We start from the raw sequence: 15,479 nt of genomic DNA, 5'->3' as shown, positions 1-15,479 counted from the left end.
TCCATCTCCACCGGACGTGTCGAGACTTGCCGCGCAGCGCTGCTTGCCTCCCCACGATTCCCGCCCCACCTTGGACCCATGAGTGACCGTTCGACCGGACTGGCCCCTTCGAAGCTGACCGCGGTCCTGGGTCCGACCAATACCGGCAAGACTCACCTGGCCGTCGAACGGATGCTGGCCCACGGGTCGGGGATGATCGGCCTGCCGCTGCGCCTGCTGGCGCGGGAGATCTACGACCGGGTCGTCAAGCTGCGCGGCAAGGCCTCGGTGGCGCTGATCACCGGCGAGGAAAAGATCACCCCGGCGCGGGCGGTCTATTTCGTCTGCACGGTCGAGGCCATGCCGCTGGCCCGCGAGGTCGAGTTCCTGGCCGTCGACGAGATCCAGCTGTGCGCCGATCCCGAGCGCGGCCACATCTTCACCCACCGCCTGCTGCATGCGCGCGGCAAGTTCGAGACCATGTTCCTGGGCTCGGGCGCCATGGCCCCGCTGGTCCGCCGCCTGTTGCCGGACGCCGAGATCGTCGGGCGCGAGCGGTTCAGCAACCTCTCCTACGCCGGCTCCAAGAAGCTGACCCGTCTACCCCGGCGCACAGCGATCGTCGCCTTCTCCACCGACGCGGTCTACGCCATCGCCGAGCTGATCCGGCGCCAGCGGGGCGGGGCGGCCGTGGTCATGGGGTCTTTGAGCCCCCGCACCCGCAACGCCCAGGTCGCGCTCTATCAGTCCGGCGAGGTCGACTTCCTGGTGGCCACCGACGCCATCGGCATGGGCCTGAACATGGACGTCGACCACGTGGCCTTCGCGGGCCTGCGCAAGTTCGACGGCAGGCGCACCCGCTGGCTCTATCCGCAGGAGGTCGGCCAGATCGCCGGCCGGGCCGGCCGCTACACCCGCGACGGCACCTTCGGCGTCACCGGCGACTGCGAGGAGATCGACGAGGATCTCGTTGAAGCGGTCGAGAGCCACACCTTCGAGCCGATCCAGGCCGCCGAGTGGCGCAACGCGCGGCTGGACTTCGGCTCTCTGCCCGGCCTGCTGCGCTCGCTGAACGAGACGCCCAAGCGCAATGGCCTGTCGCTGTCGCAGGAAGCCCTGGACGAGCGCACCCTGCGCGCCCTGGCCCAGCAGGAAGACATCATCAAGCGCTGCAAGACCGACCGCTCGGCCCTGCTGCGGCTGTGGGACGTCTGCCAGACGCCCGACTTCCGCAAGACCACCGACGACGATCACCAGCGCATGGCGCGCACCCTGTTCGACGACCTGACCACCGGCCGCAAGCGCCTGCCCGAGGACTGGATCAACAGCCAGTACAAGGCGCTGGACCGCGTCGACGGCGAGATCGACAGCCTGGCCGGACGGCTGTCAGGCGTGCGCACGCTCAGCTACATCGCCAACCGTCCCGACTGGGTGGCCAATCCCGCCCACTGGCAGGGCCTGACCCGCCAGCTCGAGGACCGGATCAGCGACACCCTGCACGAAAAGCTGATGGCCCGGTTCATCGACCGGCGCACCAGCGTGCTGATGAAGCAGTTGGGCGAGCGGGAAACCCTCTATGCCGGCGTCGGCCAGGACGGTGAGGTGACGGTCGAAGGCCATGTCGTCGGCCACCTGTCGGGCGTCGCCTTCACCCCGGTCAAGGCCGCCTCTCCCCTGGAGGAGAAGGCCCTGCGCAACGCCGCACAACGCGCGGTCGGCCCCGAGATCGCCAAGCGCCTGGGCCTGCTGGCGTCCGAACCCGACGACGCCTTCGCCCTGACGCCGGACGGCGCGATCCTGTGGCGCGGCGAGGCGGCCGGCGCGGTGCGCCACGGCCTGCCCCTGTTGTCGCCCCGCGCCCGCCTGCTGGGCGAGCTGGGCGCCGCAGCCGTTCGCGAGCGGGCCGAACGGCGGCTGGACGCCTTCCTGGCCTCGCAGGTCGACAAGCACCTGGCCCCGCTGCGCAAGCTGGAGCGCGCCTTGGGCGGCGGCAAGCTTCGCGGCCTGCCGCGCGGCGTCGCCCACCGCCTGCTGGAAGCCGGCGGCGTGCTGGACAAGCGCCCCGTGGATCCGGAACTGAAGGCGCTGAGCCAAGCCGAGCGCCGCACCCTCAAGAGCCTGGGCGTGCGGATCGGCGCGTTCAGCCTCTATTGCCCCGCCGTTCTGAAGGCCGAGGCGATCGCCGCCGCGCGCGCCTTGAACCCGACCGGCTGGCGCGGCGCGCTGACGACGCTGGAACCCCTGCCCTCGCCCGAGCCCTCTGCCCGCGAACTGTCGGCCAGCGGTCTACGGTCGGTGGCAGGCTTCACCATCCCGGTGGAAGCGCTGGAGGAACTGGACGCCCTGCTGCGCGCCGAGCAGCAGCACGGCGGCGTGGTGCTGACCGATGCGGCGACGGAGAAGCTGGGCTGGACCGCCAAGCAGGCCTCCAACGTCCTGCGCGCGCTCGACTATACCCCCGCCATCCGCGCCAAACCCGATCAGCCGATCGTCTGGAAGCGCCGCGGCGCCGCCAAGCTGGACCAGACACCCGTCAAGGCGCGCCCCGACTCGCCGTTCGCGGCCCTGGCCAAGCTGACGGAACCGCCGCCTCCGCCCGAGCGCCGCAAGCGGCCGCGCCGACGCACGCCGGCCGCGCCGAAGCAAGCCGCGTCATGACCGACACCCACGGCGACTCTGCCAAAGGCTCAGTGCGCGCCGATATCTGGCTGTGGCGCGCCCGCTTCTTCAAGACCCGCTCCCTGGCCGCCAAGTTCGTCGACGAAGGCCGCATCCGCCTGACCCGCGCTGGAGCCGAGAGCCGCATCGACAAGCCCTCGCGCACGGTGAAGCCCGGCGACCTCGTGGTGTTCGGCCTGGGCGGCCGCCTGATCGCCGTGCGGGTGCTGGACTGCGGCGAACGCCGAGGCCCGGCGACCGAAGCGCGCGGGCTCTACGAAGCGGTGGAGGTCTAAGCCTCCGACACCGCCACCGGTGGCCAGACCCGGGCGCTGACGCCGCCGCCTTCGCGGTTGCCGATCACCAACCGCCCGCCGAAGCGCTTGATCAGGCGCTCGGCGGTGGGAATGCCCAGGCCAAAGCCCCCGGTGTCGCGAGCGCGGGCGGCGTCGCCTCGGAAGAACGGTTCGTAGATCCGCGCCATGGCGTCGGCGGTCAGACCCGGTCCCTGGTCTAGCACCTCGATCATCGGCCCTGCCGGACCGTCGGCCACCAGCCGAACGCGCGCCTGGCCACCAAAGCGCACGGCGTTGTCCACCAGGCGGATCAGCGCCTGCTCCAGCGGCCCCCGGTGGGTGGTCACCTCCAGGGCCTTGCCGCCCTCGTAGCGCACGGCGTCCGGCCAGCGGGCCGTCACGCCCTGGATCAGGGACGGCAGGTCGACGACCTCGGCGGTGCTGGCCGAGTGCTGGGCGCGCAGCCAGTCCGACAGCGACCGCAGCATGGCGTCCAGCTCGGCGACATTGTCGGCGACCAGGACCTTGATGTCGTCCGGCTCGATATAGTCCGCCGCCAGGGTCAGGCGGGCCAGCGGGGTGCGCAGGTCATGGCTGAGCGCCTCCATGGCCCGGGCCTGGTCCTCGATCAGGCCGGCGATGCGGCGCTGCATGTCGTTGAAGGCACGGCCCAGCTCGACAATGTCGTTGGGCCCCTCGACCAGGATCGGCGACGGCGGGCTCTCGCCGACGTGGCGCGAGGCCTCGGTCAGGCGGCGCAGGGGCTCGCCCAACTGCCGCAGGGCGTAGGCGCCCAGGGCCACGCAGGCCAGGGAGAAGACCAGGGTCGTGGCCACGGCGCGCAGCGCGATCGGCCAGGGCCGGGGGAAGTTGCGCGAGCGGAAGGTCAGCCACCGACCGTCCTCCAGCCCCATCACGCCGACCAGGTCGCGACCGCCCTCGGGCCGGCTTTCCGACCACAGGCGCAGCGGTCGTGCGGCCAGGACCGGCTCCCACTGGCGGACATAGTCGGCGATGGCCTCGGCCTCGGCCATCTGGAGCCGCGTGAGTGGCGGCCCTTCCGGCGGCAAGATGGCGACCTCGGCCGCCATGTAGTGCGAGGTCATCACCTTGTCGAAATCGGCCTGCCCCAGCTTGGCGACCCGCTGACCGACGACCAGCAGCTCGCCGATCCGCCGCGCGTGATCCTCGCGCAGGGTCTGGCGATCGATGGCGCTATAGAAGGCGACGCTGGCGCAAAGCTGCACCAACACGACGGCGACCACCACCCAGATGGAGCGCCCCACGAAGCCGCGAGACCGCCACGGCGCCTTACCCATCGTCAGAGTCATGTCCCGAGGCTATACGAGGCCGCGCTCCCTAGGCCACTAAGGGTTGACCCCGAACCCCGTCAGGAAGCCCGCCACCTCGCCCGCCGGCATCGGCCGGCCGAAGTGGTAGCCCTGGACCTGGTCGCAGCCGTAGTGCTCCAGCGCCTTCAGCTGCGCGGCGTCCTCGACACCCTCGGCGACCACCTTCATGCCCATGGACGTGCCCAGCGTGATGACCGCCTTGACGATGGCCTCGTCCTCGACGTTCTGGACGAAGGACTTGTCGATCTTCAGCCGGTCGATCGGGAACTGGCGCAGGTTGGCCAGGCTGGCGTAGCCGGTGCCGAAGTCGTCCAGCGCGATCATCACCCCGGCGTCGTGCAGTTGCCGGACGGTGCTGCTGACGAGGTCCGAGCCCCAGCCCATATAGACGTTCTCGGTGACCTCGATGGTCAGGCGGTCGCACGGCACGTTCCAGCGGGCCAGGCGCTCCTGGATCTCCTCGGCCAGGCGGCCCGAGCGGAACTGGGCCGAGCTGATATTGACCGCCACGCGGCCGAACTCGACGCCGTCGTCCAGCCACTGGCGCATCTGCTTCAGCGCGGCCTCGAAGGCGACGTCGCCCAGCTTCAAGGACAGGTCCTGATCCTCGAACGCCGGCATGAAGCGGGCGGGGGTCAGCACGCCCTGCTCGGGATGGATCCACCGCATCAGCGCCTCGAAGCCCGCGACCTTGTTCTCGCGGATGTCGACGACCGGCTGGTAGTAGAGCGTGAACTCGTTCTCGGTCAGGGCCGCGCGGACGTCGCGCAGCAATTCGATCCGCTGCTCGACCTCGGACCGCATCGACGGCTCGAACACAATGCTGCGGTTGCGGCCCGTTTCCTTGGCGCGATAGAGCGCGATGTCGGCGTTCTTGATCATGTGGGAGGGATCGGCGTCCGGATCGCCGTGCAAGGCGGCCCCGATGCTGGCGCTGGCCGTGAAGCTGCGGCCGGCGTGTTCGATCGGCCGGCGCAGCAGGTCTTGCAGCTTGGCGATCGGCGGCAGCATGTCGGCCTCGCCGTGCAGGCCGCGCAGGATCACGGCGAACTCGTCGCCGCCCAGACGCGCCACCGTATCGCCGGCCCGGAAAGCGTGCTGCAGCATGCCGGCCAAGCGCTTGAGCAAGGCGTCGCCGGCGTCGTGACCCAGGGTGTCGTTGATGTCCTTGAAGTGATCGACGTCGATCATGATCAGGCCGAACATCTCGCCCAAGGTCTCGGACGCCGTCACCGCCTCTTGGAAGCGGTGCTGGAACAGGGCGCGGTTGGGCAGGCCCGTCAGCGGATCCTTGAACGCCAGGGTCTCGATCGCCTCGGTCTGGCGGCGGCGGTCGGTGATGTCCTTGAAGAGATTGACCAGCTTCTCCGGCTTGCCGTCGGCGCCGACGAACACCTTGCCGACCGAGCGGACCCAGGTCTCGACCCCGTCGTCGCGGTGGAGCTTGAACTCGAAGACCCGCGCCTCGCCGATCTTGCGCGTGGCCACTAGGTCGGCGCAGCGCTGACGGTCCTCGGGATCGACGATCTCCAGCGGATCATCCTTGAACGTGCAGTACTTCTGCAGCTCGGGGGCGTGACCCGAGAAATAGACCTCCTTGGTGCGCAGGTCGTATTCGCGGACCAGCAGGTCGTCGAGCTCCAGGGCCATGGTCAGGCGCTGCTTGTCCCGCTCGGCGCGCAGCACGCTGTCGGCATAGCCGGTGACATCGCGCGCGGTGATCATCACCGCATAGGTCTCTTCGCTTCCTGGAGGACCATCCCGGCAGGCGCTGAACTCGGTGCGCCAGACGTGTTGGACGCCCTCGGCGTCGACGGTCGGCAGATAGCGCGAGAAGGCGATCCCCGCCTCCGCACAGATCAGCAGCGACCCGACGTCCTCGAACGCCACCAACCCGCCGGCTCCGGCGTCGCCTCCGAGCGTCAGGCCCGGCGCTATGCCTTGCCGCGCCCATTCGCGGCTGCAGGCGACCAGCGTCAGGTCGCGGTCCAGCAAGGCCGCGGCGAACGGAATCTGACCGACGAACTGGCCGAACGCGCGGGCGCGCGCCTTGGCCAGGGCGCGCGTGGGGGCGTCCGCTTCCGGAATCGGTTGGACGGGCAAGGCTTCAATCTTCATGTATGTCGGCTTTCCGACTTTGTTTTTATTGAGCGTTTCCAATCCCACATATTGGTGTTCGTTCGATAAGAAAGTGTTTGCGCCCGGTGCACACCGTCCGCGCGCATTGTCGCGTCATGCGGAATGCGCGGAGTCAGAAAGGCGTCGCACACTGGCCACGCCTAGAGAATTCCTGAGCGCGCGCGCGGCCAAGCCGCATTGACAAGCGGGTCCCAGGCTTCGAAAACGCGCGCGCCGAACTCCGTCCGACATCATTCGAGTAAATCGATGACCTACATCGTCACCGACGCCTGCGTCCGCTGCAAGTTCATGGATTGCGTGGAGGTGTGCCCGGTCGATTGCTTCTACGAGGGCGAGAACTTCCTCGTCATCAATCCGGACGAATGCATCGACTGCGGCGTCTGCGAGCCCGAGTGCCCGATCGACGCCATCAAGCCGGACACCGAGGACGAGGCGGACGGCAAGTGGCTGAAGATCAACTCCGACTACGCCAAGGTCTGGCCGAACATCACCGTCAAGGGCGAGCCGCCCGCCGACCGCGAGGAATTCGAGCGCGAGACCGGCAAGTTCGAAAAGTACTTCAGCGAAAAGCCGGGCAAGGGTTCGTAAGCTCGACAGCCTGCTCGTTTCTGATGGGATATCAGAAGCGGATCAGCGGGCTCGTTTTCCGGCGCGAGCAGCTTGGACGCTTACACTTTCGACTGCCGCGCGCCTCGGCGATTTCTCGAGCTTGATCCCCGCCAAGACGCGAAAGCTTGACGGTGAGCTCGGTTCTGCCGGACGCAACCCTTTCATAGGGCTGAATTTTATGCTATTGTCGGTGCCGACGTGACGGTTGCGGCTAATCGCGACGGTCCGTCTTGTCGAAGAAGCCGGTTCGAGACGCTATTCGAGCCGGCCCGCCCGATCGAAGGCGAAGGTGTCTTAGAGATCTATTCCCAATCCTGACAGGCTTAGCCCCGCGCACCTGATTTCGCGGAGCAAGGACCTGTCATTTTTGACTTGGGGAAGATCACGGCGTTCGGGCCCCGCGGGCCCGCATAGATGAGGACGAACATGAGCAAGACTGGTCTGGAATTCTCGGTCGGCGATCACGTCGTTTACCCCGCGCACGGCGTGGGCACCATTCAGGCGGTCGAGACCCAGGAAGTGGCCGGTTATTCGCTCGAAGTCTACGTCATCACCTTCGACCACGAGAAAATGACCCTCCGCGTCCCGACCAAGAAGGCTAAGACGGCCGGCCTGCGTCCGCTGGCGGAAGGCGGCACCGTTTCGCAAGCCCTCACCACCCTGAAGGGCCGCGCTCGCGTGAAGCGCACCATGTGGTCGCGTCGCGCCCAGGAATACGAAGCCAAGATCAATTCGGGCGACCTGATCTCGATCGCCGAGGTGGTCCGCGACCTGCACCGCGCCGAGAACCAGCCGGAACAGTCCTACTCGGAACGCCAGCTGTATGAATCGGCCCTGGACCGCATGGCCCGCGAAGTCGCCGCCATCGAGCGCATCGACCGCGACGCCGCCATCGGCATCCTGACCAAGTCACTGGTCAAGACGGCCGCCTAGGCAGACTCCGCGATCGACGAACACGAAGACGCCCTCCGCCTCACGGAGGGCGTTTTTGTTTGGAGCGCATCGCGTTCAGGCGCTCGGAGCCGGAGCGCTCACTATACTCTGGGCCTATATGGTTCTCTTCAGGGTCCGTCCACACGCCGCGCGCCCGCCACGGCGTGGATCAGCTGCGCGGCGGTGATCGGCTTGCGCACGACGCCGTCGAAAATGTCGGAGGCCTGGAAGTCCATGTCCGCCGAAAAGGCCAAGATGGGCGCGATCTGGTTGGGACCGGGCTCGGTCCGGATGGCGCGCGTGGCGTCCACCCCATCCAGGACCGGCATGCGGATATCCATCAGGATCAGGTCGAAGGCCTGTTCCCGCGCCGCCTCCACCGCTTGCTGACCATCCCGCGCCTCGACGACCTCGGCGTCGAACACGCCCAGAATCGCCCGCGTCATCTCGCGATTGAGCGCATTGTCATCGGCGAGCAGAATACGGCCCCCACTGCGCAACGGCTCGAAGACAGGCTCCGGCTCGCCCCCGGCCTGCTCCTCGCGCCGCGGCGCCGAGGCCGGAATCGTGAACCAGAAGACGCTGCCCTCGCCGGGGCGACTGCTGGCGCCGATGCGACCGCCCATCGCCTCGACCAGTCCCTTGCTGATCGCCAGACCCAGGCCCGAGCCGCCCCGCGACCGCGCGCGCGACGCCTCGACCTGGGAAAAGCGCTTGAAGAGCTGCTCCTGTTGCGCGGCGTCGATGCCGATCCCCGTGTCTTTCACGGCCACGAACAGCTCTTCCAGTTCGCCGCGCCAGATCACCTCGACCGTGATCGATCCGGCGTCCGTGTAGCGGATGGCGTTGCCGATCAGGTTGATCAGCACCTGTCGGACCCGGTCGGGGTCGACCATCAACACGCGCGGCGGCGGATCGATCATGCGGACGCCGATCTTGAGGCTCTTCTCGGCCGCGTGCAGGGCGAACATGCGGACCGTGTCGTCGAGCAACGGCGCCACGGAGCACGGCGCGAGCTCGGCCTTAACCTGCCCGCTTTCCAGCTTCGAGACCTCCAGCACGTCGTTGATCACCGAGAGCAGCGCCTTGCCGGCGGTGGAGATGCGGCCGACATAGTCGCGCGCCTTCTCCGGCAGGTCTTCGAACCCCTCGACGAGGGCGGCGAACCCGATCACCGCCGTCAACGGGGTTCTCAGTTCATGACTCATGTTGGCCAGGAACGTCGAGCGGGCTTCCAGAGCCTGCTCGGTTCGGGCCTGCTCGGCGGCCAGTTCGTCGCGGGCGCGCTTGTATTCGGTGATGTCGCGGATCACGCCGTGGATGCGGCCCGCCTCGGGCTCGAGAACGGGACGTCCTTGCAGCCAGATCCACCGGCCGTCCGCATGCCGCGCGCGCGCCTCCAATAGGGGGGGATCAGCCTTCGGATCGTCCATGAGCGCGCCAAAGCCCGCGACCAGGCCAGGCAGATCGTCCGGATGGACCAGCTGCGCGGCCTTGCGCCCGAGCAGTTCGTCCTCGCCATAGCCCAGCACGGCGTCGACGGCCGAGCTGACAAACTGAATCCGACCGCGCTTGTCCACCTCGATCGCGACATCGCGCGTCGCCTTGGCCAGATCCTGGAAGCGCGACTCGGTCTTGGCCAGGGCTTCCTGGGCGACGACGAGGTCGGTGACGTCGATCGTGGTTCCCGACATGGCGATCGGGCGTCGTTCTTCGTCGAGGTCGAACTCGAAGCTGCCCACGATGTGGCGGGTTTCACCGTCCAGCCGGAAGATGCGGTCCATGCGGTTCCGGGACGGCGCGCCCGTTCGCAGATGCTCGGCGACGGCGGCGCGCGCGGCGGGACGGTCCGCGGGATGGAAGCGGCTCAATACCGCGCCCAGCGTAACCGGCTCGTCTTCAGACCAGCCGTAGATCTCGCGGAAGCGCGGCGACAGGGTGACCTCGTTCGTGATCAGGTCCACACGCCAGAAAGCGACCTTGGCGACCTGCTCGACCAGCATCGCCCGCTGCTGGGTCTCACGCGCGGCCTCGCGGGCCTGTCGCGCTTCCTCTTCCAGGCGCACCCGTGCATCGATATCGCGCGTGACGGCGACAACCTCCAGCGGCGAGCCGTCATCGTCCCGCACCAGGCGCAGATGGCTCTCCAGCCAGACATAGCGCCCGTCCTTGGCCTGGCCTCGGTAGCAGACGCTGCATTCCGGGACCCCCTCGATCATCCGCTTGAAGCCCCCGCGAACTGTCGCGATATCGTCTGGATGATAGAGGGACTCGAAGCCCACCCCGATGACTTCCTCGGGCGTCCAGCCCAGCACCCGTTCCACGGCCGGCGACAGATAGTGGTCGGACCCGGACAGCCGGTGACGACTGATCATGTCTCCCGCGCGCTCGGCCAGGAGACGGAAGAAGGCCTCGCTAGCCTTCAGAGCGTCGATGTCTTGAGGAAATGGCGTCGGCATCGACTGTTCATCGCCGCCGAATACTGAACAACCTAATTATACTCGAGTGTTGCGACAATGCGCCGCGCCGGACGATCCCCATACCTTCGCGATACTCAACCCCTACCTGTGCGCGTCGCCAGCCAGTCGACTTTGATTGCCCCCGCCGAACGAAGCGGGCTAGCTGAAGGATCACGGGACGTAGGACAGCATGAACGCAGCGGCCGATCGAACCCTTCCGCAAGGCGCGGTCACCCGCTTTCTGGCCTCGGCCCCGCCCTGGGTGTTCGCCCTCTATGGCGGTCTTTCGTCGTTCGCGGTCTATTTCGCCATGTTCGGCTATCGCAAGCCGTTCACCTCAGCCGCCTACGCCCATCCCGACGGCTGGCCGTTCGCCTTCGACTTCAAGATCGCCCTGGTGATCGCCCAGGTCGCCGGCTACGCCACCGCCAAGTTCATCGGGGTCAAGGTGATCTCCGAAATGCAGGCTGGCCGCCGCGCCATCGCCATCCTCACCCTGATCTTCGGGGCCCAGATGGCGTTGCTGCTGTTCGGCCTGCTGCCGACGGCGCTTGGACCGATGGCCCTGTACCTGAACGGCCTGTGCCTGGGCATGATCTGGGGCCTGGTGTTCGGCTTTCTCGAGGGCCGTCGTCTTACCGAGGTGCTGGGGGCCATGCTGTGCGCCAGCTTCATCCTGTCGTCGGGCGTGGCCAAGTCGGTCGGCAAGATGCTGTTGCTGTCCAACGTCGACGAGAAGTGGATGCCGGCCGTGTCGGGCCTGGTCTTCGCGCCGCTGATGCTGATCGCCGTGGTCGCCCTGGCCCAGCTACCGCCGCCCTCGCCGGCTGACGAGGCCGAGCGCGTGCGCCGCGCGCCGATGAACGCCAAGGATCGCGCGGCCCTGTTCGCCGCCCACGCCCCGGCCCTGATCCTGCTGATCGCGGTCTATGTGATGCTGACGGCCCTGCGCGACGTCCGCGACAACTTCTCGGCCGAGATCTGGGCCGAGCTGGGCTTTTCGAACGCCGCCTCGATCTTCACCCTGTCGGAGCTGCCGGTGGCGGCCATCGTGCTGGTCGGCCTGGCCGCCCTGATGGGGGTCAAGGACAACCGCCGCGCGGTGGCCTTCAACATCGGCTTCGTGGCCCTGGGCTTCATCCTGCTGGGCGCCTCGACCCTGGCCTATCAGCTGCACGTGCTGCCGCCGGTCTGGTGGATGATCCTGGCCGGGGCCGGGCTCTACATGGGCTACACGCCCTTCAACGCCATGCTGTTCGACCGCATAATCGCCGCCACCGGCAAGGTCGGCACCGCCGGCTTCCTGATCTATGTGGCGGACTCGTTCGGCTATGTGGGCAGCATCTCGCTGCTGCTGGTGAAGTCGTTCGGTCATTTCGATATCGCCTGGGGCCAGTTCCTGGCGTCAGGGGCCTATGTCGCCTGCGGCCTCGGTTTGGTAGGCCTGTTCTTCGCCAACCGTTTCCTGTCGAGGCTTTGAGTATGGCCCTGCTGAAGATCAGCCTGCGTGCGCGCCGGGCGCTGGCCGCGTTCCTGAAGGACGAGGCGGCCGGCGGCTATGTGCTGATGGCGGCCGCGGCCCTGGCCCTGGTCGTCGCCAACTCCCCGCTGGCTCCGGCCTATTTCGCGGCGCTGCACGAGTCCATCGGGCCGATGAGCGTGCAGCACGGGATCAATGACGGGCTGATGGCGCTGTTCTTCCTGCTGGTGGGGCTGGAGATCAAGCGCGAAGTGCTGGACGGCCAGCTATCCCGACCCGCCGATGTGCTGCTGCCCGGCGCGGCGGCCCTGGGCGGGGTGATCGCGCCGGCGGCGATCTATCTGGGCTTCAACGCCGGCCACCCCGACAGCATCGCCGGCTGGGCCATCCCCTCGGCCACCGACATCGCCTTCGCGCTGGGCGTTCTGGCCCTGATGGGGCCGCGCGTGCCGACCTCGCTGAAGATCTTCCTGACCGCCATCGCCATCATGGACGACCTGGCGGCCATCGTGATCATCGCCCTGTTCTACACCGCCCAGCTGCACCTGCTGGCCCTGGCCGGCGCGGGGGCGGTGCTGCTGGTCCTGATCGCCCTGAACCGCCTGAAGGTGCTGAGCCTGTGGCCCTATCTGCTGCTAGGCGCGGTGCTTTGGGTGCTGGTGCTGAAGTCGGGGATCCACGCCACCCTGGCCGGCGTCGCCCTGGCCCTGACCATCCCGCTGAGGGCCGACGACCACTCGCCGCTCCACCGGCTGGAGCACGCCCTGCACAAGCCGGTCGCCTTCGTCATCACGCCGCTGTTCGGTTTCGCCAACGCCGGGCTGTCGTTCGCCGGCATCGGCCTCTCGGCCCTGCTGGATCCCGTGCCGCTGGGCGTGGCGCTGGGGCTGTTCCTCGGCAAGCAGGTCGGGGTGTTCGGCGTGACCTTCGGCCTGGTCCGGATGGGCTGGGCGCGACTGCCGCGCGGCGCGTCGCTGGGCCAGCTCTACGGCGTGGCGGTGCTGTGCGGCGTCGGCTTCACCATGAGCCTGTTCATCGGCGGACTGGCCTTCTCCGACCCGTTGCTGATCGACGAGACCAAGATCGGGGTGCTGGCCGGCTCCCTGGCCTCGGCCCTGGTCGGCATGGGGATCTTGCGGCTGGCCAAGCCCGGGGCTTAGGGGAGAGCCTGATCGACCGGCGCGGAGGCGGGGCTAACAGCGCCGGGCAGCCGCGCCTTCAGCTTCAGAGCCGGCTTCTCGACCAGGAACCAGGACGCCGCCGCGAACGGCAGGGCAAGGGCCAGCGAGGTCAGCAGGTTCAGGCGACCGTGCTCGGCCAGCACCTGCTGCAGCGGGAAACTGTAGATGTAGAGGCCGTAGGACAGGTCGGCGGGCAGGCGTGGCGCGGTGATCCGGCCCAGGGCCACGACGGCCAGCGGCAATCCCAGGAACCAGGCCGGCGTCGGCAGAAGGACAAGACCCGCGATCGCCGTCCAGGCCGGCGGCTTGACCTCGAACGCCTCGAGCGCCGCGCCGCACAGGAAGAGCCAGCCGTTCAAGGTGGCCAGCGAGGCCAGCCGCGCCAGGTCGCTGCGGGCGTCCAGACCGGTGAGATGCACGGCCAGGAACGCCCCGGCCGCGAGCAGCGCCAAGCCCGCCAGCACCGGCGCCCGGACCAGCCTCAGCGCGCCCAACGCCGCGAGGCCCAGATAGGCGGTGAACTCCAGCCGCAGGCTCCAGAGCGAGCCATTGACCACGTTCGGATACGGCGCGTGCGCGAAGACCCCCGGCAGGTCGTAGGTCACCGCGTAGAGGCTGAGGTTCTTCAGGACATAGAGCAACGGCGCGGCGCCGCCGAAATAGGCCGAGACCGGCAGGCCGCTGACCAAGGGTCCCAGCACGAGGGCGGTCAGCGACAGGGCGGCCAGCAGGCCCGGCGCGATGCGCAGCAACCGCTTGGCCAGGAACACGCCGACACTGGGCGTGCGGCGCAGGCTGGCGGTCACCAGATAGCCGCTGATCACGAAGAAGATCCCGACGCCCAGAGTTCCCGGATCGGGTCCCCACCCGATCATCCACGGCGCGTCACCGTTCAGCACGCGTGCGTGATGAATCACCACCAGCGCGGCCGCGATCAGCCGGAGGTGATCGAAGCCATTCGCTGCTGAACCGGGCCGAGACACGCTCCCTGCTTAAGGGCGCCCGTCCCGGCCTGACAAGCCGTCAGCTGAACAGCGGCACGGGACCGCGCCCGCCGCCGTTCCATGTGCTCCAATTTGGGAACACATAGGGCAGATCGGCGACGCTGACGCCGTACCATTGGGCGATGGCCCCGACATATTCCTCGGTGGCGATCGAGGGGATCCATCGGCCGTCGTTGGAGGCGTCCTCCGGCCCGCCGAAAGTCACGTCCGGATAGCGTCCGTGCACCTTGCCGTTGGCGAGCGCCCCGCCGACCACGAGGTGGTTCGAGCCCCAGGCGTGGTCGCTGCCGCCGCTGGCGTTGCCTTTGTAGACCCGGCCGAAGTCCGACATCGTGAAGGCCGTGACATTGTCCTGCAGGCCCAGGGCCTTCATGGCGTTGTAGAAGCCGGCCAGGGCGTTGGCGAGGTCGGCGTAGAGCCCGTTATGCGACGCCAACTGGTTGGTGTGGGTGTCGTAGCCGCCCTGGCTGACGAAGAAGGTCTGCTTGGCGTGACCCAGAGTATTGCGGGCCTCGATCATCCGGGCCGCGCGCAGCAGCTGGCGGGAAATCTCGGAGTTGAGGGCCGCACCCGTGGTCGGGTTGACGAAGTACTTGTCCACCGCCGAGGTCGTGGCGGTGACGACGGCGTTGGCCTGGACGGCCTGGGCGTAGGCCGAGGACATGCCCCTCCCGGTCAAGTCGGTGATCGTCCCGTACGACGCGGCGTCGGCGAAGACGTCCAAGGCGGCCTGCCGGGCCTTCACCGCCGCGTCGGTGCTGGCGGCGTTGTAGCCGTTGCGAACGATCGAGCCGCTGGACGGCAGGATCAGCGGTGCGGTGCGGTCGCCGATCAAGGCCAGGTTCGAGCCGGCGATCGAGATCAGCGGCGGCAGGTTGGACGTGCTGCCCGAGCGGTCATTGATCCGCCCCATGAAGCCGTCCTTGTTCGTGGCGCGCATGCTCATGCCTTGCCACTGGTTCTGCTGGTCCTCGTGAGACATCAGGTTGATCGGACGCAGGTCCGGGCGGCTGGTGTACAGGGCCTTGGTCAGGGGCGCGAACAGGGTGCCGGTGTTGAGCACGACACCCAGGCCGCCGTCATCCCAGACCGGCTTGAGGGCGCTCATAGACGCGTGAAGACCAAAGGCCGTGCCCGTCAGCGGCACAAGGCTGCTTTGGGCGAGGGCGAGGCTCGTTCCCCGCTGCTTGGCGTAGTCGGCGTAACGGCTGTCGGTGGGCGCCACCATGTTCCAGGCGTCGTTGCCGCCGAACAGGAAGACGCCGACCATGGCGCGATACGAGCCGGTGTCAGCCGCCAGGGCGCTGGAGAGGCCGAGTTGACCCAGGGCCGCGACGGCCGAGCCGCCCGCGACCATCTGCATGATTTCACGACGAGAAACGGTCATGG

General features: G+C 68.1%; 11 protein-coding genes. 6 read left to right on the top strand and 5 right to left on the bottom strand.

Features of this window, described 5'->3' with window-relative positions; translation table 11 throughout:
* Nucleotides 1-78 precede the first annotated feature (78 nt).
* A complete protein-coding gene (locus tag CSW62_RS02730; RefSeq protein WP_099575672.1) occupies nt 79-2,637 on the top strand; it encodes a helicase-related protein in 2,559 nt (852 codons plus the stop codon).
* Nucleotides 2,634-2,933 (top strand): RNA-binding S4 domain-containing protein, encoded by a 300-nt coding sequence (locus CSW62_RS02725; RefSeq protein ID WP_099575671.1) that lies wholly within the window; start codon nt 2,634-2,636, stop codon nt 2,931-2,933. The genes CSW62_RS02730 and CSW62_RS02725 overlap by 4 nt, the downstream gene beginning before the upstream one ends.
* On the opposite strand, the gene CSW62_RS02720 is transcribed toward CSW62_RS02725, so the two are convergent.
* Nucleotides 2,930-4,264, bottom strand: coding sequence for an ATP-binding protein (locus CSW62_RS02720; RefSeq protein WP_099575670.1), 1,335 nt, complete (start codon nt 4,262-4,264; stop codon nt 2,930-2,932). The two genes, CSW62_RS02725 and CSW62_RS02720, sit on opposite strands and share 4 nt — an antisense overlap.
* A gap of 36 nt (nt 4,265-4,300) precedes the next feature.
* Nucleotides 4,301-6,403 (bottom strand): bifunctional diguanylate cyclase/phosphodiesterase, encoded by a 2,103-nt coding sequence (locus tag CSW62_RS02715; RefSeq protein WP_099575669.1) that lies wholly within the window; start codon nt 6,401-6,403, stop codon nt 4,301-4,303.
* Nucleotides 6,404-6,670: 267 nt separating this feature from the next.
* On the opposite strand from CSW62_RS02715, the gene fdxA reads away from it, so the two are divergent.
* Together fdxA and CSW62_RS02705 are read left to right on the top strand one after the other, a co-directional pair.
* The gene (fdxA, locus tag CSW62_RS02710) at nt 6,671-7,012 is read left to right on the top strand and encodes a ferredoxin FdxA (protein ID WP_099575668.1); all 342 of its coding nucleotides are present in this window, start codon (nt 6,671-6,673) and stop codon (nt 7,010-7,012) included.
* A gap of 447 nt (nt 7,013-7,459) precedes the next feature.
* Nucleotides 7,460-7,966 carry a CarD family transcriptional regulator gene (locus CSW62_RS02705; RefSeq protein WP_099575667.1) on the top strand — a complete coding sequence of 169 codons (507 nt, stop codon included), beginning with the start codon at nt 7,460-7,462 and terminating at the stop codon, nt 7,964-7,966.
* Between the two features lie 128 nt (nt 7,967-8,094).
* On the opposite strand, the gene CSW62_RS02700 is transcribed toward CSW62_RS02705, so the two are convergent.
* Nucleotides 8,095-10,425, bottom strand: coding sequence for a PAS domain S-box protein (locus CSW62_RS02700; RefSeq protein WP_099575666.1), 2,331 nt, complete (start codon nt 10,423-10,425; stop codon nt 8,095-8,097).
* Between the two features lie 190 nt (nt 10,426-10,615).
* Here CSW62_RS02700 and CSW62_RS02695 point away from each other — a divergent pair, with 190 nt between their 5' ends.
* Together CSW62_RS02695 and nhaA are read left to right on the top strand one after the other, a co-directional pair.
* A complete protein-coding gene (locus CSW62_RS02695) occupies nt 10,616-11,905 on the top strand; it encodes a DUF5690 family protein (protein ID WP_099575665.1) in 1,290 nt (429 codons plus the stop codon).
* Between the two features lie 2 nt (nt 11,906-11,907).
* Nucleotides 11,908-13,065, top strand: coding sequence for a Na+/H+ antiporter NhaA (gene nhaA / locus CSW62_RS02690; RefSeq protein WP_099575664.1), 1,158 nt, complete (start codon nt 11,908-11,910; stop codon nt 13,063-13,065).
* Here the strand turns inward: nhaA and CSW62_RS02685 are convergent.
* Together CSW62_RS02685 and CSW62_RS02680 are read right to left on the bottom strand one after the other, a co-directional pair.
* Entirely contained in the window at nt 13,062-14,069 is a 1,008-nt protein-coding gene (locus CSW62_RS02685; protein WP_099575663.1) for an acyltransferase, read from the bottom strand. The two genes, nhaA and CSW62_RS02685, sit on opposite strands and share 4 nt — an antisense overlap.
* Before the next feature lie 40 nt (nt 14,070-14,109).
* Nucleotides 14,110-15,477 carry a DUF1501 domain-containing protein gene (locus tag CSW62_RS02680; protein WP_099575662.1) on the bottom strand — a complete coding sequence of 456 codons (1,368 nt, stop codon included), beginning with the start codon at nt 15,475-15,477 and terminating at the stop codon, nt 14,110-14,112.
* Between the last annotated feature and the right edge of the window lie 2 nt (nt 15,478-15,479).

Source organism: Caulobacter sp. FWC2 (assembly GCF_002742625.1).
In the GTDB taxonomy this organism is placed as follows: Bacteria; Pseudomonadota; Alphaproteobacteria; order Caulobacterales; family Caulobacteraceae; genus Caulobacter.
Note: the sequence above shows the minus strand (reverse complement) of the source record. Positions and strands in the feature narration are given on the sequence as shown.

Excerpts from the sequence above, each read along its gene's own strand:
- CSW62_RS02695 (WP_099575665.1), top strand. The coding sequence starts at position 10,616 with ATGAACGCAGCGGCCGATCGAACCCTTCCGCAAGGCGCGGTCACCCGC.
- CSW62_RS02680 (WP_099575662.1), bottom strand. The coding sequence starts at position 15,477 with ATGACCGTTTCTCGTCGTGAAATCATGCAGATGGTCGCGGGCGGCTCG.
- CSW62_RS02700 (WP_099575666.1), bottom strand. The coding sequence starts at position 10,425 with ATGCCGACGCCATTTCCTCAAGACATCGACGCTCTGAAGGCTAGCGAG.
- CSW62_RS02730 (WP_099575672.1), top strand. The coding sequence starts at position 79 with ATGAGTGACCGTTCGACCGGACTGGCCCCTTCGAAGCTGACCGCGGTC.
- CSW62_RS02705 (WP_099575667.1), top strand. The coding sequence starts at position 7,460 with ATGAGCAAGACTGGTCTGGAATTCTCGGTCGGCGATCACGTCGTTTAC.
- nhaA (WP_099575664.1), top strand. The coding sequence starts at position 11,908 with ATGGCCCTGCTGAAGATCAGCCTGCGTGCGCGCCGGGCGCTGGCCGCG.
- CSW62_RS02725 (WP_099575671.1), top strand. The coding sequence starts at position 2,634 with ATGACCGACACCCACGGCGACTCTGCCAAAGGCTCAGTGCGCGCCGAT.
- fdxA (WP_099575668.1), top strand. The coding sequence starts at position 6,671 with ATGACCTACATCGTCACCGACGCCTGCGTCCGCTGCAAGTTCATGGAT.
- CSW62_RS02715 (WP_099575669.1), bottom strand. The coding sequence starts at position 6,403 with ATGAAGATTGAAGCCTTGCCCGTCCAACCGATTCCGGAAGCGGACGCC.
- CSW62_RS02720 (WP_099575670.1), bottom strand. The coding sequence starts at position 4,264 with ATGACTCTGACGATGGGTAAGGCGCCGTGGCGGTCTCGCGGCTTCGTG.